The sequence below is a fragment of the Pseudomonas rossensis genome, assembly GCF_039888995.1.
Lineage (GTDB): Bacteria > Pseudomonadota > Gammaproteobacteria > Pseudomonadales > Pseudomonadaceae > Aquipseudomonas > Aquipseudomonas rossensis.
The window spans coordinates 12,957-30,532 of the sequence record NZ_JBBWCB010000071.1 but is presented as its reverse complement, the minus strand read 5'-3'; the positions used below and the strand labels follow the sequence as shown (position 1 = coordinate 30,532).

13 protein-coding genes are annotated in these 17,576 nt (G+C 58.8%); 1 reads left to right on the top strand and 12 read right to left on the bottom strand.

Annotation, left to right across the window (positions count from 1 at the left end; all coding sequences use genetic code 11):
- The 11 genes from eprS to WLY71_RS18665 form a co-directional block, all read right to left on the bottom strand.
- The coding region (gene eprS / locus WLY71_RS18715; protein WP_347804723.1) for an autotransporter serine peptidase EprS at positions 1 to 2,843 on the bottom strand (2,843 nt) is incomplete at its 3' end.
- Between the two features lie 133 nt (positions 2,844 to 2,976).
- Positions 2,977 to 4,341 carry a TolC family outer membrane protein gene (locus WLY71_RS18710; protein ID WP_347804722.1) on the bottom strand — a complete coding sequence of 455 codons (1,365 nt, stop codon included), beginning with the start codon at positions 4,339 to 4,341 and terminating at the stop codon, positions 2,977 to 2,979.
- Positions 4,342 to 4,343: 2 nt separating this feature from the next.
- Positions 4,344 to 5,678, bottom strand: coding sequence for an HlyD family type I secretion periplasmic adaptor subunit (locus tag WLY71_RS18705; protein WP_347804721.1), 1,335 nt, complete (start codon positions 5,676 to 5,678; stop codon positions 4,344 to 4,346).
- A complete protein-coding gene (locus tag WLY71_RS18700) occupies positions 5,675 to 7,453 on the bottom strand; it encodes a type I secretion system permease/ATPase (RefSeq protein WP_347804720.1) in 1,779 nt (592 codons plus the stop codon). The genes WLY71_RS18705 and WLY71_RS18700 overlap by 4 nt, the downstream gene beginning before the upstream one ends.
- 209 nt (positions 7,454 to 7,662) lie before the next feature.
- Positions 7,663 to 8,085: an AprI/Inh family metalloprotease inhibitor gene (locus tag WLY71_RS18695; protein WP_347804719.1), complete on the bottom strand. Its 423-nt coding sequence runs from the start codon at positions 8,083 to 8,085 to the stop codon at positions 7,663 to 7,665.
- Between the two features lie 67 nt (positions 8,086 to 8,152).
- A complete protein-coding gene (locus WLY71_RS18690; protein ID WP_347804718.1) occupies positions 8,153 to 9,610 on the bottom strand; it encodes a serralysin family metalloprotease in 1,458 nt (485 codons plus the stop codon).
- 476 nt (positions 9,611 to 10,086) lie between these two features.
- Positions 10,087 to 10,545, bottom strand: a complete 459-nt coding sequence (locus WLY71_RS18685; RefSeq protein ID WP_347804717.1) for an REP-associated tyrosine transposase — start codon at positions 10,543 to 10,545, stop codon at positions 10,087 to 10,089.
- Between the two features lie 88 nt (positions 10,546 to 10,633).
- On the bottom strand, positions 10,634 to 11,719 hold the full coding sequence (locus tag WLY71_RS18680; RefSeq protein ID WP_347804716.1) for a polyamine ABC transporter substrate-binding protein: 1,086 nt from the start codon (positions 11,717 to 11,719) through the stop codon (positions 10,634 to 10,636).
- A gap of 60 nt (positions 11,720 to 11,779) precedes the next feature.
- A complete protein-coding gene (locus WLY71_RS18675) occupies positions 11,780 to 12,121 on the bottom strand; it encodes a cupin domain-containing protein (protein WP_347804715.1) in 342 nt (113 codons plus the stop codon).
- Positions 12,122 to 12,164: 43 nt separating this feature from the next.
- On the bottom strand, positions 12,165 to 13,568 hold the full coding sequence (locus tag WLY71_RS18670; RefSeq protein ID WP_347804714.1) for an NAD(P)/FAD-dependent oxidoreductase: 1,404 nt from the start codon (positions 13,566 to 13,568) through the stop codon (positions 12,165 to 12,167).
- A gap of 50 nt (positions 13,569 to 13,618) precedes the next feature.
- A complete protein-coding gene (locus tag WLY71_RS18665) occupies positions 13,619 to 14,434 on the bottom strand; it encodes a helix-turn-helix domain-containing protein (protein WP_347804713.1) in 816 nt (271 codons plus the stop codon).
- A gap of 263 nt (positions 14,435 to 14,697) precedes the next feature.
- Between WLY71_RS18665 and WLY71_RS18660 the strand changes: the two genes are divergently transcribed.
- A complete protein-coding gene (locus tag WLY71_RS18660; RefSeq protein ID WP_008156356.1) occupies positions 14,698 to 14,970 on the top strand; it encodes a DUF1652 domain-containing protein in 273 nt (90 codons plus the stop codon).
- A 65-nt stretch (positions 14,971 to 15,035) separates the two neighbouring features.
- Here WLY71_RS18660 and WLY71_RS18655 read toward each other — a convergent pair whose 3' ends face one another.
- Positions 15,036 to 17,510 carry a UvrD-helicase domain-containing protein gene (locus tag WLY71_RS18655; RefSeq protein ID WP_347804712.1) on the bottom strand — a complete coding sequence of 825 codons (2,475 nt, stop codon included), beginning with the start codon at positions 17,508 to 17,510 and terminating at the stop codon, positions 15,036 to 15,038.
- Between the last annotated feature and the right edge of the window lie 66 nt (positions 17,511 to 17,576).

Genomic DNA, 17,576 nt, shown 5'->3' with positions numbered 1-17,576 from the left:
GCGCCCACCAGCGCGGCATCCCGCACCATTGGCGAACTCTCCACGGCAAACGCGGTGCTGCCGCCGGCAAACGCCAGGTGCTCTTCAGAATCGGTAGGGCTCAGGTTGTGCTGCCAGCCGAGGCTCCCGCTCAGGTCCAACTTCTGCTGGCCGGACAGGTTCACGGTTTTCAATGCGCGCACGCCCAACGTGCTGAGCACCGCGTCACGCGTGTCGCCACTGCTTTTCAGTGCGGCGGCGTCACCTTTCTCGGTGAAACCTTCGGTGTCGAGGTGCACGTAGGTCAGGTTCGCGAAGGGTTCGAGCGCCAGAGATTGCAGGTTCAGGCGATACGCCGCTTCACCAAACACTTGGGTGGTCCCGGCATCGACCTTGGCTTTCTGTTTGGCGCTGACGTCGCCGTATTGCAGGTCACGTTTGACGTCGGCCCGATGCCAGCTGTAGGCACCGCCGCCACTCAAACGCCAGGCACCCAACTCGCGGCCGGCATAAGCACCCAGGTGATAGCTGTCGACCTTGGCCGATGAGTGAGTGCCAGAGCCCATGCTCACCGAGCTGTCGCTATAGCCGGTGACCAGACCGATCCGGGTTTGCTCATCGAGCGCACCGTCGACACCGGCGAGCAAACCGCCAATCGAGGTGGTGTAACCGGCGGTGTCATGGCGCTCATCAGTTTTGCCCCAAGCGCCCAGCGCCTTGATCCAGCCATTGCTTTGAGTGCCTTGGGCGTCAATCAGTCGCTCGCCGACAGCATCACGCAGGTAGCGGCTGTCATTGATCAGTACCGAGCCCAGCGCCGGATAGATTTCCCCCGACAACTGCTGAAACGCCTGTTGGGCGGACGTCGCGGTGGGCGACAGCAGCAGGCTTTCGTAAACCGGATTGCCCACCCCAAGCCCTTCAACGGCGGAGGCTACGGCGCGCTGGCTCGGCGTTTGGCCGACGCTGGCGAAGGTCGTGTCGTTACGCTCGACACTCAATTGAATTCCGGTGGCGGCGTAATCGAGGCTGCCACCAATGAACAGATAGTTGGGCAGCACCGCCCCGAACTGACCTTGAATGCCGCCGGCCGCTTGCAGGATGTTGTATTGATGACCGAGCAGGCTTTGCACTTGTTGAGTGCTGAGCAAGGTCGGGCTGTTTTCCAGGGAAAGGCTGACGGTCGCGCCGCTGACCGTGGCCGTGCCGCCCGCGACGATCCGGTCACTCTCGGTCGGCGATAGCTCTACCGCGTAGGTCGAACCCGGCGCAAACGTGACGTCGCCGCTGACCTGCAAGGTGCCAATGGAATTGCCGGGCGCAACCGTAGCGCCGCGGTTGGCGGTCAGTGCGCCGACGCGTCCCGACCCACCCAGCGTGCCGCTGTCATTAACGGTCACTTGCGATGCCAGCGAACCGTTGATCGACAGCAGACCGCCATTCACCGTGGTCGGCCCGCGCCAGGTATTGTCGCCGGTCAGCATCAGGCGTCCGGCACCGGACTTGATCAGGCTGCCTTCGTAGACTCGAGTGGCGGCGGCGAGATCGCGGGCCATGCCCACCGCATAGTCGGTCCGATCCTGCTGGCTGGCACCGACCGATACACCGTTCTCCCAACCTTTGGTCTTCAGTGTCTGTTGCCAGGCACTGTGTTCCGCCGCGTCTTCGCTCTGACGCTGAATCAGCGCCTTGTCGGTGATGTCGTTGCTCCAGACATCGCTCTGCCCTGCCCCCAGATTGGCGTCGAAACGTCCGAGTAATTGCCCCGGCCCGCGCATCGCCCGTTCGAGGTTGGCCACGCCCCAGCCAACGCGGGTATTTGGCGCCTCGGTGATCGAACCGTCGAGTTGGGTGGCGGTGGTCAACAGGGTTTCCAGCGCCTGCTGGTTGGTCATGTACGGGTAGCGTTCCATCACCAGCGCCAAGGCGCCGGTGGCATGCGGCGCGGACATGGAGGTGCCGGACTTGATCGCATAGCCTGCGCCGGGAATGGTGCTGTCGATCTTCGCGCCGGGGGTGGTGATGCACCAATACTTGGCAATCCCGCACTGGTTGTATTTCTGCTGGTTGCCTTGATCCAGCCCCGACACCGCCAGCCAATGGCCTTCCAGGTCCGGCTCAAAATAGGGCAAGGCTGAACGCACGCTGGCGTTGGGGTAACCGCTGTTACCGGCGCTGAACACGTTGATCACCCCGCGTCGGGAAACGTCTGCTGCCTCATCGAGCCAGGTGCCTTTGTTCCAGTGCTGGGCGTAGGCCGCATGCAGATCGTCGAGGGTCCGATAGCTGACATCCGGTGGCTGACTGCCCCAGCTGTTGTTGATCGCTCGCACACCGGCATCCGCCAACGCGTTATAGACCGCTTTGAAGTAGCGTGGATCAGGATTGGGACCGAACAGGAAGCTATCGTTCTTGTTGGTGTTGCCGACGTAGACCTGCGCGTTGTAGGCCACGCCGTGCATGCCGGTGCCGTCGCGGGAAGCGCCGATGGTGCCGGCGACGTGCGTGCCGTGGGAATCGTTGTTGGCGTTGAGTGTGCCGTCGACATTGAACTGGGAGCCGTCAACGTAACTGCCGCTGGCTGTCACCGCGTGGTAACGGTCGGTAGCGAATTCGGGATGGGCAGCATCGAAGCCTGAATCGAGCTCGCCGATTTTCACGCCTTTGCCAGTGATGCCGGCGGCATAGGCTTGATCGGCTTTCATGCGGGCGAGTCCCCAGTCGCGCTGGAACTCTGCCGAGCGCCAACTGGCGGCATCACCGGGCACGCCGGTTTCCAGGTAAGCGGCTTGCACCGAGACGGGCATTGCTGACACCAGGAGTAATAGCGTGCCGACCGCCATCGGCTTGATCTGTACGTCCATGTTCACTTCTCTTTTTTTTGTTTTTTGTAGGAGCTGTCGAGTGAAACGAGGCTGCGATCTTTTAACGTTCTTGAAAGCGTTGAAGATCAAAAGATCGCAGCCTCGTTTCACTCGACAGCTCCTACAGGGGCATCTATTGGGTTCTCGGGCCTTGGCCGAACGCCTCGTCAACCTTGGCCAAATCCTGCTCATTCAATGTCCCGGCGTAGTAATGCAACTTGGTCCAGGCCATCAAGTAGTCGTAGCGTGCCTGAGCCAAATCCCGGCGGGTGGTAAATAGTTGTTGTTCTGCGTTCAATGCGTCGAGGTTGACGCGCTCACCGCCCAAAATGCTTTGCTTGGTCGAAACCACCAGCGCTTCGGCAGACTTCAGGGCTTTCTGATAAGCCCGCAACTTGTTCACGCCCGACAGGCAGGCGCTGAACTGGCGACGCAGTTCGATCAGGGTTTCCCGGGTCTTGCCGTCCAGTTCGTACTCGGCCTGCTCCATGGTGCGGCTGGCCTGGCGAGTCGAGGCCGAGACCCCGCCGCCCGCATACAGCGGCACGTTGACTTCGATGCCGATGGTGTTGGTGTCGTAGCGCTGGTTGTAGGTGTTGCCGCTTTCCGACTCGTTCTGGCGCACCGAGGCGTAGGCACTGACTTTGGGCAGGTGTCCGGCGCGGTTGCGTTCGACTTCATAACGCGCGACTTCCACGGCATGGCGCTGCGAAGCCAGATTCGGGTTGTTGGCCACGGCCATCTCGTGCCAGGTGTCGTAATTGGCCGGCTGCAGGGTGAACGTCTGGAAACTCTGATCCAGCGGCGCCAAATCCCCGATGTCGATCGCCGGCACGCCAATCAGCGCGCCCAGCTCTCGTAACGACGCGTCCTGCTCATCACGGGCTTCGATTTCCTCGGCCGTGGCCAGTTCATAGCGGGACTCGGCCTCAAGGATGTCGGTACGCGTGCCCTCGCCCTGTCGGAACATGTGTTCGTTCTGCTGGAACTGTTGCTCGAAAGCCTTTTTCTTGGCTTGCGCGATGTCGATCTGATCCTGAGCGAACAGCGCCTGGGTGTAATTCTCCAGCACCCGAACGAGTAATTCCTGGCTCTTGCCGCGAAAGGCTTCGTCGGCAAACAGCGATTGCGCCACGCCTTTGCGGTACGACGCGTAAGCCTCGTAGTCGAGCAGCGGTTGTTGCAGGGTGAGGGTCGAGCCGTAACTGCTGTAGTTGCGGTCATCGGTCCGGTTCTGCCCGCGCTCATTGAGGGCGGTGGCCTTGGAGGAGTTGCGCCCCTTGTTGTAGTTGTAACCGATCCTGGGCAACAGCCCGGCGCGGCCAATGACGCGGTTTTCAAGGCCTGCATCGCGTTCCTTGATGGCGCCGAGAAACACCGGATCATTGCGCAATGCTTGTTCGTAGATGTCGAACGGCCCCATCGCCAGCACACTGTTGCAGGTCAGCAACGCCAGGGTCGCGGCGAGCATGGAAAGCTTATTCATACAGCGGAACATCCTTATTCCTCAGTCAACGCGGAACCTGCCCGGTCGAGCAACGGTTTGAACAAATAGTTGAGGAGTGAACGTTCACCGGTGCGCACGAACATTTCCGCCGGCATGCCAGGCTTGATCACCAGACCGTTGAGTTTTTCCATGGCCTGATCGCTGACGCTGCTGCGCAGTACGTAATAGGGCGCACCGGTTTTCTCGTCGATCATCTGGTCGGCGGAGATCAGGCTGACTTCGCCGGGCACGCGCGGCGTGCGGCTCTGGTTGAACGCCGTGAACAAGATGTCCACCGGCAAGTGCGTGCCGACCTTGTCGACCAGGTTGACCGGCAGGTGCCCTTCCACCTCCAGACTCGTCCCCTGAGGCACGATCTCCAGCAGCGTTTCGCCCTGACGCACCACCGCGCCCACGGTGTGAACCCCGAGGTTGACCGCAATGCCGTCGGCCGTGGCGATGATCTCGCTGTGTTGCAGATCGAACCCGGCGGAGGTCAGTTGCTCTTCCAGCGTCACGCTTTTCAATTGCGCGTCGGCCAATTGGGTGCGGACTTCTTTCTGGTATTCCTCGATGTGCTGTTGCAGTTTCAGCCGCGATTCGAGGATGCCCTGCTCCACACGGCCGCTGTCGCCGGTGTTCTCTGCCAATTGTTGCTGAACCTGCGACAGCTGACGCTGGTACTCCATCAACCGATTGCGCGGGATGTAGCCGTTATCCGCCAGGGGCTGAAGGTTGCTCAGCTGTTGTTGCAGAGAGCTGGCCTGGGCAGTCAAGTCCGTGCGGGCGCGGCGCATGCCAGCCAGTTGCGCGCTGGCGCCTTCGATGCTGGCGCGCAAGGCAGCCTGTTCGCGGGAAAACGCTTCACGGCGGCTGCTGAACAACTGCCGTTGGCCTTCCAGCACCAAGGCCAGACGCGGGTCAGGATTGTTGCTCAGTTCAGCGGGGAAACTCACCTGTTTGAGGTTGTCCCGTTCACTCTGCCACCGCGCCAGACTGGCCCAGGCCATGCGGTATTGCGCTTGCAGCGATTGCACGTCAGCGGCGACTTGCGTCTGGTCGAGCTGGAACAATGGCTGGCCATGCTTCACCACTTGGCCCTCGCGCACCAGTATCTGGCTGACCACCCCACTGCTCATCGATTGCACGGCTTTGCGCTTGCCTGACACCACGACCGTGCCTTGCACGGGAATGCCTTGGTCGAGAGGCGCGAGGCTGGCCCAGGTGAAGAAACTGCCGGCGCCGACGATCGCCAGAATCCAGCCCATGCGGACGAAGAAACGCGCGTCGCGCTCAGGGCGTTCTGCGAGGTAGTCGTGTTCCATGGTGGCTTCGCTGATGTTGCTCATACACCCGAATTCCTTGTCGAGGGCTGATACTGCCGGCTCATGCTGAGCCCGCCCGGTGCTTGCGCGGTTTTCTGTTCCTGATTCGCCGACTGATTGCCGGCCAGTGCCTTGAGCACCTCCTGACTTGGGCCGAACGCCTGCAAACGACCTTCGTTGAGCACCAGCAACTTGTCGGCCTGGGCCAGTGCCGAGGAGCGATGGGTCACCAGAATCACGCTGGTGCCTTGGGCTTTCATTTGCGCAATGGCGCTGGCCAATGCTGCTTCGCCCACGGTGTCGAGGTTGGAATTGGGTTCATCCAGCACCACCAGGCGCGGGTTGCCATACAACGCGCGCGCCAGGGCCACGCGCTGCTTCTGCCCCCCGGACAAACCGCTACCGTCCTCGCCGAGCACGGTGTCGTAGCCTTGCGGCATGCGCAGAATCAGTTCGTGAACGCCGGCCTGCTGCGCGGCTTCAACGACTTTTTGCGGGTCCGCCTCGCTGAACCGGGCGATGTTTTCGGCGATGCTGCCGCTGAAGAGCTCGATGTCCTGAGGCAGATAACCGATGTAGGGACCGAGATCGTCGCGGTTCCAGCGATGAATGTCCGCGCCGTCGAGCCGCACCGTTCCGCCCAACGTCGGCCAGACGCCAACGAGCACCCGGGCCAAAGTCGATTTGCCGGAACCTGATGCGCCGAGCACGCCGAGCACTTCCCCGGCACCGAGGCTGAAATTGACCAAATGCAGGGTGGCGGCCCGTTGCCCCGGCGGCGCGGCGCTGACCTGTTCGAACGCGATCTGGCCTTTCGGCGCCGGCAGCGCCATGGCTTCATCACTCGGTGGGAAGGCTTGCAGCAACGAATCAAGACGGCGGTAAGCGAGCTTGGCGCCGCTCCACTGTTTCCACACGGCGATCAACTGATCGATGGGACTCAGGACGCGGCCCATCAGAATGGAACCGGCGATCATCATCCCGGCCGTCATATCACCCTTGATCACCAGCAATGCACCCAGACCCAGCACCAACGATTGCAGGCACAGGCGCAGGGTTTTGCTCAGGGAGCTGATGACGGCGCCGGTGTCGCTGGCCTGGTTCTGCAAGCCGAGGAAACGTGAATGGACCTGGAACCAACGTGTACGCAACGCCCCGAGCATGCCCATGGCCTTAATGGTTTCGGCGTTGTGCAGGTGACTGGTGGCCAGTTGGCTGGATTTCTGGGAAAACCCCGCGGCTTCGCCCAAGGGTTTCCTGGTCATGGCTTCATTGAGGCAGGCCAGACCGATCAGCAACAACGCTCCGGCTGTGGCCAACACGCCGAGCCAGACGTCGAACAGATAGATCACGAACAGGTATACCGGAAACCACGGCGCGTCGAAGAAGGCAAACAGCGCAGGGCCGGTGACAAATTGGCGAATATGGGTCAGATCTCCGAGGGACTGGCCAGCATTGCCCTCGCCTTTGAACAGGTTGCGCTCGAACGCCGCCTGATAGACCCGTAAATTGAAGCGTCGCTCCAGTTGGCTGCCGATGCGGATGACAATGAAGCCGCGGACAATCTCCAGCAAGCCAATGAAGGCAAAGAACCCGACCACCATCAACGACAACATGGCCAAGGTGGTTTCGTTTTGCGATGACAGCACCCGGTCGTAGACCTGGAGCATATAAATAGAGGGTACCAACATCAGTATGTTGATCAATGCGGTAAAACAACCGACGCTGATCAGAACGCTTTTATAGTCGCCCAGTGCCTTGATTAACGGCGCAGTGGCTAGGGCCTTCGCCATCTTCATTGGTTTTTCCTGAGATGATATCTCTCGCCATTACTGGCGAGGATCCAATTAACTGTCCGCACACAGGTCGAGACATTATTTAACCGTTATCGCTTATACATTAATAACAACTATCCAGGCTCGGCAAAGAGTCCGATTAATCATGTTCTGCTGATAACTACCATTACGGGTTTTATATTCGGCATCTGGTAGAGGCCTGGTATTTTTCGTTACAGCACAGTGCGCTGGAGCGTAATGATCAGACCTGACTCCAAAGTGCTTTTGTAAAGCCCCTCATGCTGTCGGCTGAAGAACACAATTCTTGAGCCTTCTTTGCCGGTAATCGAAATGCCGTCGGGTTCCGGGAACCAGCCAACGGCCGGCTCGTCCAGCCAGGCGCTGAGACACCCGGCGCCATCACCCAAGGTCTGCTTTTGTTGAAAGTCGATAATGCAGACGTTCGACGGTTTGTCCTGCAACGCCTGGGACTCTGGCGAGTCATCTTTGGCGATCAGGGTCGCCTGCCATTTGCCGGCCAGTTCCGAGGGGTCTGCTAATTTCAGGCTGCTCGCCATGGCCAAATCTCCAAAAAACATCATGAACGTCGCCAATAGCCACGCGGTTGTTCTGCAAGTGAAGCCGTTATGGATCATAAGGCGCTTTACTCATTTCAAGGGGCAGAGAGCAGCGCGTCTGCGCCGCCCTCCTTTTCACCTCACATTACGCAGCGATGTCGGAGTAAGCCGCCTGACCCACGGTGCTGACCAGGAAATCAGCCACGCCGTGCCCGGAGAAGTCCACCGACAACAGGCTGTTGCCACCCGAAGAGGTCAACACCGCATCGCCTGCCGCACCGGTGAACGAGTTCACGAAATGCAGGCCTGCGCCGTTGGTGATGCCGGTCAGGTCGATCTTGTCCAGACCGCTGACAAAATCGAGGATCTGATCGACAGCACCGGGTTTGGAATCGCTGCTGGCGGCGAACACGAAGGTATCCGAACCGGCGCCACCCCAGAGTTTGTCCGCGCCGCCCGCGCCGAAGAGGATGTCGTTGCCGGCACCGCCCTTCAGTTCGTTGGACACGCTGTTGCCGATCAGCAGGTCGCTACCCGAACCGCCGATAGCATTCTCGACGGTGACGCCCTTGGCGATGGACACGTTACCCACCATGCCGCCAACGTCGGAGAACGAGGCCTCATTGAGATTGATCTTCTGGTTTTGGGTAAAACCGGAGAAGTCCAGGGTGTCCTTGCCACCCGCATCCCAAACCGAAAACACTACCTTGTCCGACGACGAAGTCGCGCTCAGGAAGTCGCGCCCGGCGTTGGAGTTGAAGCCATAGGTGGTGTCACCGGTTCGGGTGGTGGTGTTGGCGCCGTAGAGCTTTTGGATGGCCGCGATATCGTCCATCAGCGGACCGGACGAATAGGCTTCGACGCCGCCCTTGCTGAAGTTCTGGTTGGTATTGCTTTCACTCCAGTAGCTCATGACGCTGTAACCGCGGGTGTCTTGCCCGTAGGAAGCGTCGTTGTAGGTCGGGTTGCCGTTGCCGGCGTTGTAGTCGCCAGGGTGGGCCAGGCCCAGGCTGTGACCGATTTCGTGGGTCAGGGTTTGCCGGCCGTAATTGTTCAGGTCCGGCGTCTTGTTTGGCGTGTAGCTGCTGTTGGTCAGGTACCAGGAAGTACCGTCGTAACCTGCGCCCGTACCAGGCAGATAGGCGAAGGCCGCCGCGCCATCCTGGCCGCCACTGTAGTTGCCGAAGGTCATATGAGCGTCGCCGCCCGTGGCCTTGTCGGTGAACGTGACATTGGCTACATCGGCCCAGGATTGCATGGCCAGCACGGCCTGGCCTTTCTGCTGAGCGCTGAACTGACTGAACCCGGTGATCCCGTGCTTGTTCATGGTGCTCGACGACGCCGAGGTCAGGAACGTGTAGGTGAGTTCGATTTTGCCGCTGCCGTCCTTGTCCTGGTAGGCAGCGCCATCGCGCAGCAATTGCGTAGCTGCCTGGTCGACGGAGAAGGAGGGTTTGCCATTGACCGTGAGGTTGCCGCCCCGATCATACTGATGGCTGAAGCTATTGATCTGGTTGAACGCAGAACTGGATGCAGCCAATGCTTGCAGTGGCTGGAACGCCTGTTCGGCGGTATCAATAGCGTTGTCTTTTACTTTCGACATAAACACACTTCCTTGTTTAGCTATGGAACAGTTTTTGTCAGACAGCGACAATCTCTGGCGAGATCGTCCTATCACTCGCCCAATGAAGGCGAAAGAAAACTGACACAATTTGAAATCAAACGTCTACATTTTTTTTGACGTCAAATTGAGTTGTTCCTGCAAGTACCCGGAAACAATGCCTGCGCTGTCGAAATATTGTTTGTTAGATGGCGGTTTGCGCAAATTGTCTGACAATTAGCTATTTAATTATTAAATAGAGGTAAGTTTCTTTTTGTCGATGGGGTCTCACTTTGAGTGAGTTATTAATATGAGTGCCAGCGCATTGATATCAGTTGGAGATTTGTTGGGTTTTAGGTTTTTACGACTGCTTCGCAGCCGAACGCAGGCTGCGCCAGCTGCTACAGTTTTCGCGAGCACCGCAATCCTTGTAGCAGCTGCCGAAGGCTGCGTTCGGCTGCGCAGCAGTCGTCAGATACTCACAACCAACACGCATCCCACAGCGGATAATCATGAACGCGTGTCACCAGTCCTGCTCGTATTGGGTTGGCCACGACATACCGGGCAAGCGCCTTCACATCTTCCTCCCGCCGAACCGCACGATCGTGATACCCCTTCTGCCACAACCTCCCTCGCCGCCCCAGCGCTTGATTAACCGCCAAACCGCTCCGGGATTTGATTCGGCACATCAGCTCCGCCAGCGTCTTGTCATGCAGCTGCACCAGGCAATGCATATGGTTTGGCATGACAACCCACGTCAAAAAATCCGCCCAACCCTCCTCCTGCGCCTGACGCAACTCCTGAACGACCAACCTCCCCAGTCGCCAATCAACAAAAAACGGCTGCCGTTGGTCAACGACAGCCGTTAGCAGATAAATACGTCCGCACTCAGAGAAACGCCCACCGCGTAGCTGACCCGCATTTGTATAAACAGGCATTCCATTGCCTCCTGATCCATCGAAAGGAGGCCTGGAACAGCGTTGCCAGTCGAACCGACGGCACCCAATGACTACAAAATATGAAGCCTTAGCTCCCGGTACGAATCTTGTTCCATACCCGCGTGCGCACTCGGTCGATGTTCAGCGGCATCGCCTCCAGCGCAAACAATTTCCCCATCATGTCCGGGCTCGGGTAGACCTTGGTGTCGTTCTTGATCGCCGGGTCGATCAGGCTGTCGGCCTGTTCGTTACCGTTGGCGTAGTGCACATAGTTGCTGATGCTGGCCATGACGTCCGGGCGCAGCAGGTAGTTCATGAAGGCGTAACCGGCCTTTTCGTCCGGGGCGTCTACCGGCATGGCGACCATGTCGAACCAGATGGCGGCGCCTTCCTTGGGAATCGAATAGCCGATGTCGACGCCATTCTTGGCTTCTTTCGCGCGGTTTTCGGCTTGGAGAATGTCACCGGAGAAACCGACGGCCACGCAGATGTCACCGTTGGCCAGGTCGCTGGTGTACTTGGACGAGTGGAAATAGCTGACATACGGGCGGACTTTCATCAGCAGCGCTTCAGCCTTTTTGTAGTCTTCCGGGTTCTTGCTGTGATGCGGCAGGCCCAGGTAGTTCAGTGCCGCCGGCAACAGTTCGGGGCCGTTGTCGAGGATGGCCACGCCGCACTTCTGCAGCTTTTTCATGTTTTCGGGTTTGAAAATCAGATCCCAGGAGTCCACTGGCGCGTTATCACCCAACACGGCCTTGACCTTGGCGATGTTGTAACCGATGCCGGTGCTGCCCCAGAGGTACGGGAAGCCGTGTTCATTGCCCGGATCGTTGGTTTGCAAGGCCTTGAGCAGCGCCGGGTTAAGGTTTTTCCAGTTCGGCAGTTGGCTCTTGTCGAGTTTCTTCAGCGCCACGCCTTGAATCTGCCGCGCCATGAAGTGGTTGGACGGAAACACCACGTCGTAACCGGATTTGCCGGTCATCAATTTGCCGTCGAGGGTTTCATTGCTGTCGAAGACGTCGTAACTGAACGCGATGCCGGTTTCTTTCTGGAAGTTTTTGGTCGTGTCCGGGGCGATGTATTCCGACCAGTTGTAGATCTTGACGGTCTCGGCCGCGTGGCCGAGGGTCGCGAAGAGCGCAAGCGGAGCCAGAGTCAGTGTCTTTCGGATCATGAGTCGATTCCTGTTTGGTTTGTCTTCTTGTTATTGGAGAGCTGGCAGGCAATCAGAGGATCAAAAAATCAAAACGTAGGTCTTGCGCACGGTTTCCTGGATATCCCAGATACCGAGGCTGTTGGCTGGCAACATCAGTGCATCGCCGGCTTCTATGTGCAGGGTTTCACCGTCATCCGGGGTAAACGTGCAGCGCCCCTGGATGAAGTGACAGAACTCCTGGGCGACGATCTGCCGCCGCCAGCGCCCGGGCGTGCATTCCCAGACGCCGGATTCGACGCCATCGTCGCGTTCAACGCTGGTGGTCGAGGCCACTGCCACGGGCAAGCCCAGCGGTACGGCGACCGGATTCGACTCTTCCAGCTTCAGGGTTGCGGTGTTCTTGAATTGCGTGATGCTCATGGGAGTACCTGTCGATTGAGCCTATAGATGAAGAGCGCGCCGTTTACTGCATGAAACCTTCCATGAAGCCGGCAATACCGGTAGCCAGTTTGCGACGCCAGGGTGCGGTGGCCGGGTTGGCCAGGGTCTGGTCTTCGTGGACGAAGCTGCGGATGATCGCGTTGTAGCCGAGCCAGCGGCAGGGTTCCGGCTCCCAGGCCCTGAGCGCGTCGAGACCACCCTGGAGAACCCACGGCTGGCGAACCAGCTCGGTGTCACGCTGCAGAATCAGATCCGCCAAGGTCCGGCCGCCCAGGTTGCTGGCGCCGACGCCCTCCCCGCCATAGCCACCCGACAAGGCGATGCCACTGGCCTGATCGCACAGCATGTGCGGTTTGAAACGCCGGGACATCCCCAGATTGCCGCCCCAGGCATGGGTAATCCGCACGTTCTTGAGCTGCGGGAAGAGTTCGCCAAACAGATAACGCCGCAGCTCCACTTCGCTGGTGGTCAAGTCGAAGTCATGACGCAACTTGGCAGCAAACTGATAACCGCCCCGAGCGCCGAACACCAACCGGTTGTCAGCCGTGCGCTGACCGTAAGTGACCTGGCGACTGTTTTCGCTGAAGGCCTGGCCGCGATTCAGGCCGATTTCATCCCACGTGGCAGCGGATAGCGGCTCGGTGGCCACTATCAAGCTTTGCACCGGCAGTTGATAACGCCCCAAAGGTGGCAAGGTGACCGAGTAACCTTCGACCGCCGGCACGATCCAACGGCTGCGAACCGAGGCTTTCGCCGTGCGCAGGCCACCCGATTGCCACTGGGTGACCGGGCTGTTCTCGTAAATCCTGACGCCCATTTTCTCCACCACCCGAGCCAGATCTCGCACCAACTTTGCCGGGTGAATGGTCGCGACATGCGGTGCATAGATACCGCCATAAGGTTTGGCGACTCTGATCTGTTGCGCCAACTGCTCGGGGCTGAGCCAGCGGTAATCGCTTTCGGTCAATCCCTGGCTATAGAGCGTGTCGAGATAGTGCCGAAGGCTGGCTTCCTGTTCCGGATAGCGGGCAGCGCAATACAGCACCCCGCCTTTGCGGTAATCGCAGTTGATGTCTTCACGCTCGAGGACCCTACCGACTTCATCCGGAATGCCGTGCAGCAAATCGAAAGAAGCCCGGCGCTGTTCGGGCGGCAAGTCGGCGAGCAAGCGGTCTTCGCCCAGCACATTGCCCATCAGCCAGCCGCCGTTACGCCCCGAGGCGCCAAAGCCGGCGGTTTGCGCTTCAACGATGGCGATGCTCAGGCCGGGCGCCTGGCGTTTGAGGTAGTACGCGGTCCAGAGCCCGGTGTATCCCGCGCCAATGATGGCGACGTCGACGTCCAGATCCTGTTCCAGCGCTGGACGCGCCAATAATGGCTCGTCGAGTTGATCCATCCACAAACTGATAGTGCGCCACGCCGGCATGCAAGACTCCGCCACTCAATCTTCGATGGCGTCGATCCTAGTGCGTGGACTTAGAGGCTGTCTTGCGCGCGTGCACGCAAAGAAATTTGTTTTACGTAGGCCTTTGGCGACTGGCCGGTGTGCTGACGGAAGCAGCTATAAAACGCCGACAGCGAATTGAACCCGGCGGCAAACGCCAGTTCGTCGATACGCAGTGGCAGCGTGGCGCTCTCCAGTGCCGCGAGCAAATGCTGCAGGCGCGCCTGGTTGACGTATCGGTAGAAGCTCTGACCAAGCACCTGATTCAGCAAATAGGAAATCTGATTGCGGCTATACCCGCACTCCTTCGCCACCCGTTGCAGGTCGAGTTCGGGATCGAGATAAGGTTGTTGGCGCTGAAAATACTGCTGCAAGTCTTCAGCCATAAAACTTAGCTGACGCGCAGACAGTCCGAGTCGACTGACCGCCGGGCGTTGGCTGCTGGCGGCTTTGCTGACGGGCTGTTCATGCACCAGCGAGGCGTATTCGTTGACCCGCCAGATCAGTCCGTCACGGACGGTAATCGCCTCGCTGGCCCGGAATGACACCAGGCCTTCACCGCCGCGAAGGGTGATGCGGTACTGAATGAACGCCGTGTTGCCGTCCAGGCGAATACGGTCCGAGTGCTCCAGGGCTTCATCGGGATCGCGGGGCATGCTGCTGCGCACGTACTCACGCAATTCAGACAGCCCCATCACACGGTTCTGGAAAAAATCACTGTACTGAATCTCTGGGTGATAGAGCGCCATCACCCCGTCCAGGTCCCGGTGTTTCCAGCGCAAGTGATAACGCATCACCGTGTCACCCGTGGCCGGGGTTTGCAGCGGACCATCATCATCGGCGTGCATAAAGGACTCGACGAGAAAAAGCCGAGCTTGCCGAAGTTCTACGTCAGCTTCAATGGCCAACGGTGGTGGCCAATCGCTTAAGAACCGACGTTCACGTGACCTGCATCAAAAAAAACTGAAGCAATCGCTAAACGGACTGAAAAATCCACATTAATTTCACATCTGGATGCTACTTTTAAAGGCAGTCACCGGTTGAGCCATTGAAGGCTCTTCCCTCCTAACATGAGCTAAAGGAAGCGCTCGATGAATAAGGCGGGCAACACATGAATAAAGGGTTTAGTAAAGTCACCTTTCCAAACGCCTGCCAGCTGATGCGCTGGCATTTTCATCCCATGGGTTTCGAGGCGAGCATGGATGCGCCGGGCAGCATGATTGCCCGTCTATTTGACCGTGCCAGTGGCGAGACCATGATCGCCATCGCCGGCATTCCTTGCGCGACGGTCATGAATGCTGCGGATGTAGAACGAATAATCGAAGCGGTGGAAGACGAGCTTGAGGCTTTCATTCCACCCGCCGCCCTCAGGAGCTATGCCTGAAGGCTGAACACTCAACAACAAGCCCACGTTACGTGGGCTTTTTTGTACGCGACGATCTTTTACGGTCACGCCGATGTCTTGCCCAGTCGGTGATCGGCAAAGAACACTTTGCCTTTGCCGATCCGATCGGAAGCTTTAGGCAGGTTGGCCGCCTGGGTGTCTTGCCCATCGACATACCAATAGCAATGACTCACCGCCCGAGTGATGCCGACGTAAGCCAGTCGCAGGATCTCGTCTTTCTGTGCGCTGTCATACGCTTCGCTGTCGCCTGTCTTGCCAAGACCCGCCATGCGGTAGACCTGGTTCTTGTACGGAGAACTGGTCAGGTGCTGACAATCACCTAGCAGGAACACGGCATCAGCCTGAAGTCCCTTGGCGCTGTGATAAGTCAGTTGCTTCAGCCGTCGCGCTTCGTACGGCAAGCTAGAATCCACATTAACTACAGACTTAATATGCTCTTCTATCAATAACTTATCGCTGCTTTTTCGATAAAGCATCAAGATTGAATCGCCCTTTCTGTAGTGCTCCATCAGGCGTTTGGCCATGCCTTGATCGTCGCGATCGAGAACGTTAACCGGCAGAAATGCCTTCGGCTCGCCACTGGCCTTGGCCTTCTTGCCTGCGATCGCCGGCGCCGCACGAACGATATGTTCGGCGGCATCGATGATGTGCTGATGGCTGCGGTAGTTGTCGCTGAGCATGACCTTGGTCGTGCTCGGCGAAGGGAATTCCTTGTTGAATTCCATGAAATACGTCGGCGAACTGCCCCGCCAGCCATAGATGGACTGCCAGTCATCGCCGACACAGAGCAACGACGAACGTTGTGCGCCGCGCCCCACGTGCATGGCCGGGCCGCGACTGCGGATTTCCGTGAGGCTCGCGCGAATCCAGGAAACGATCTGCGGCGATACGTCCTGAAATTCGTCGATCATCAAGTGCGACATCGGCCTGAGCAGCTCATCGGTCAGCAGCTTCAGGTTTTCCGGCGAATGTTCGCTGAACAAGGCGAACATCCGGTTGTAGGTCATCACCGGTGGTTTCTGATCAAGCAGATGATCTTCCAGCGCTCGCCAGTACAGGCTCAAGGCCTCGAAGAAAAACCGGTCGGGGTCGTCCTTGGCAAAACTCATCTGGCCCACGGCATTGGGTACATCCAGGCCGAGGTTCTCGATAAATCCGGCGGCAGCGACAAAACAGTCCAGTAACGGCGCAGAGCTGAGTTCGCCCTTGACCTTGTAATCGAAGCCCGGCCCGGCACTGGCATCGCCTCCAAGGGACGCCAATACACGCTTTGATGACTCGTAACTATCCAGCCATATCAATGGCTTACGACAGAAAGCTTGAAACAGGGTGCGTTTGACCGCCCATTCCGCGCGCACGCTCAATTTGGCATTAGGGCGGCTGACCTGCGGGTTTTCCCGGGGATCGAATCCCAGCACCACCCAAGCGTCCAGGCTCGGAATATAGCCATGACAATGAAATGTCGAGCCGTTGATATCGAACGTCTGGCGCTTCGGCTCGATGCCTTTGATTGGCCAGGCGCCCGCGCGAAACCACAAATCTTCGATAGCGTCGCAGAGCTCTTCGTCACGCTTGGCGGCCAGTTCGGTCACGGCCATGCGTTTTTGTACGTCCGGGTGATCGCGCTCCAGCTCCTTGAGTTGCAGCGCGTGACGGGACAATGGCTTGATCAATTCGCGAAAGCGCTCATTGCGAGTGTGCAGGCTGTGATAGCACGCGTTGAGTTGTTGGCGCTGGGCGTCATTGATGCGCAGGTCGAAAGGATTGCTGTCGACCTCCTCATCGCCGCATTGCGCTCGGTGACTGAGGTTTTCGAAGGCTTGCAGACGCTCGAAGCCCGGCAGACTGCGAACCATCGGCAGGATTCGCGAATGGAAGGTGCGCACCAGATCACGCGCCTCTTTGAAACTGAGCGACCGGCCCCAGAGTGCAAACAGCTCGATCAGTTTGTTGATGAAGTCTTTGCGCGATTCACGGGTAAAGGTCACCACCGTCATCGAACTCAGCTCGAACCCCAGATAATGGGTCAGCAGCAAAATACGCAACACCAACGTGGTCGACTTGCCCGCACCCGCGCCGGCAATCACCGAGGTCGAGGGTGTGTCGCTGAAGATCATTTTCCACTGCGCGGCGCTGGGCTGGGCGTTCGGTGGCAGCAGTCGAGCGACATCCGTCTTCATGCGCTTCTTCAACTCAGCGCTCAACGGCAGACGCCAATCGTCGAACAGATTCTCGTCAACGTTGGGCGGCCGGTGTTCGGTCGAGCGCGAGTCGCGGATCAACAATACCTGCCGGCCTTCCTCCAACCCTTCAAGTTTGCCTTCCTTATAGCCGTAATCCACCCCGGCGCTGTGCCCGCTGCGAAAGCCGTCGGCCTGGCCATGCAACCAGGACGCACGGTGTTGTGCGCGCAGACGCGTCAGGCCGTGACCAAAGAACCGGGCGGCCAGACGCTTGAGCAGCGGCATCTCGGCCAGGGGACGAAGTTCAGGAGGAAGATCGGGGGTGTGTTGCGGCACGCGGGCTGACTCCAGGGTGTGAGGCTGTTGAGGGCTATGGTGTCTGCATTTGCCGTTCAGTTCTAG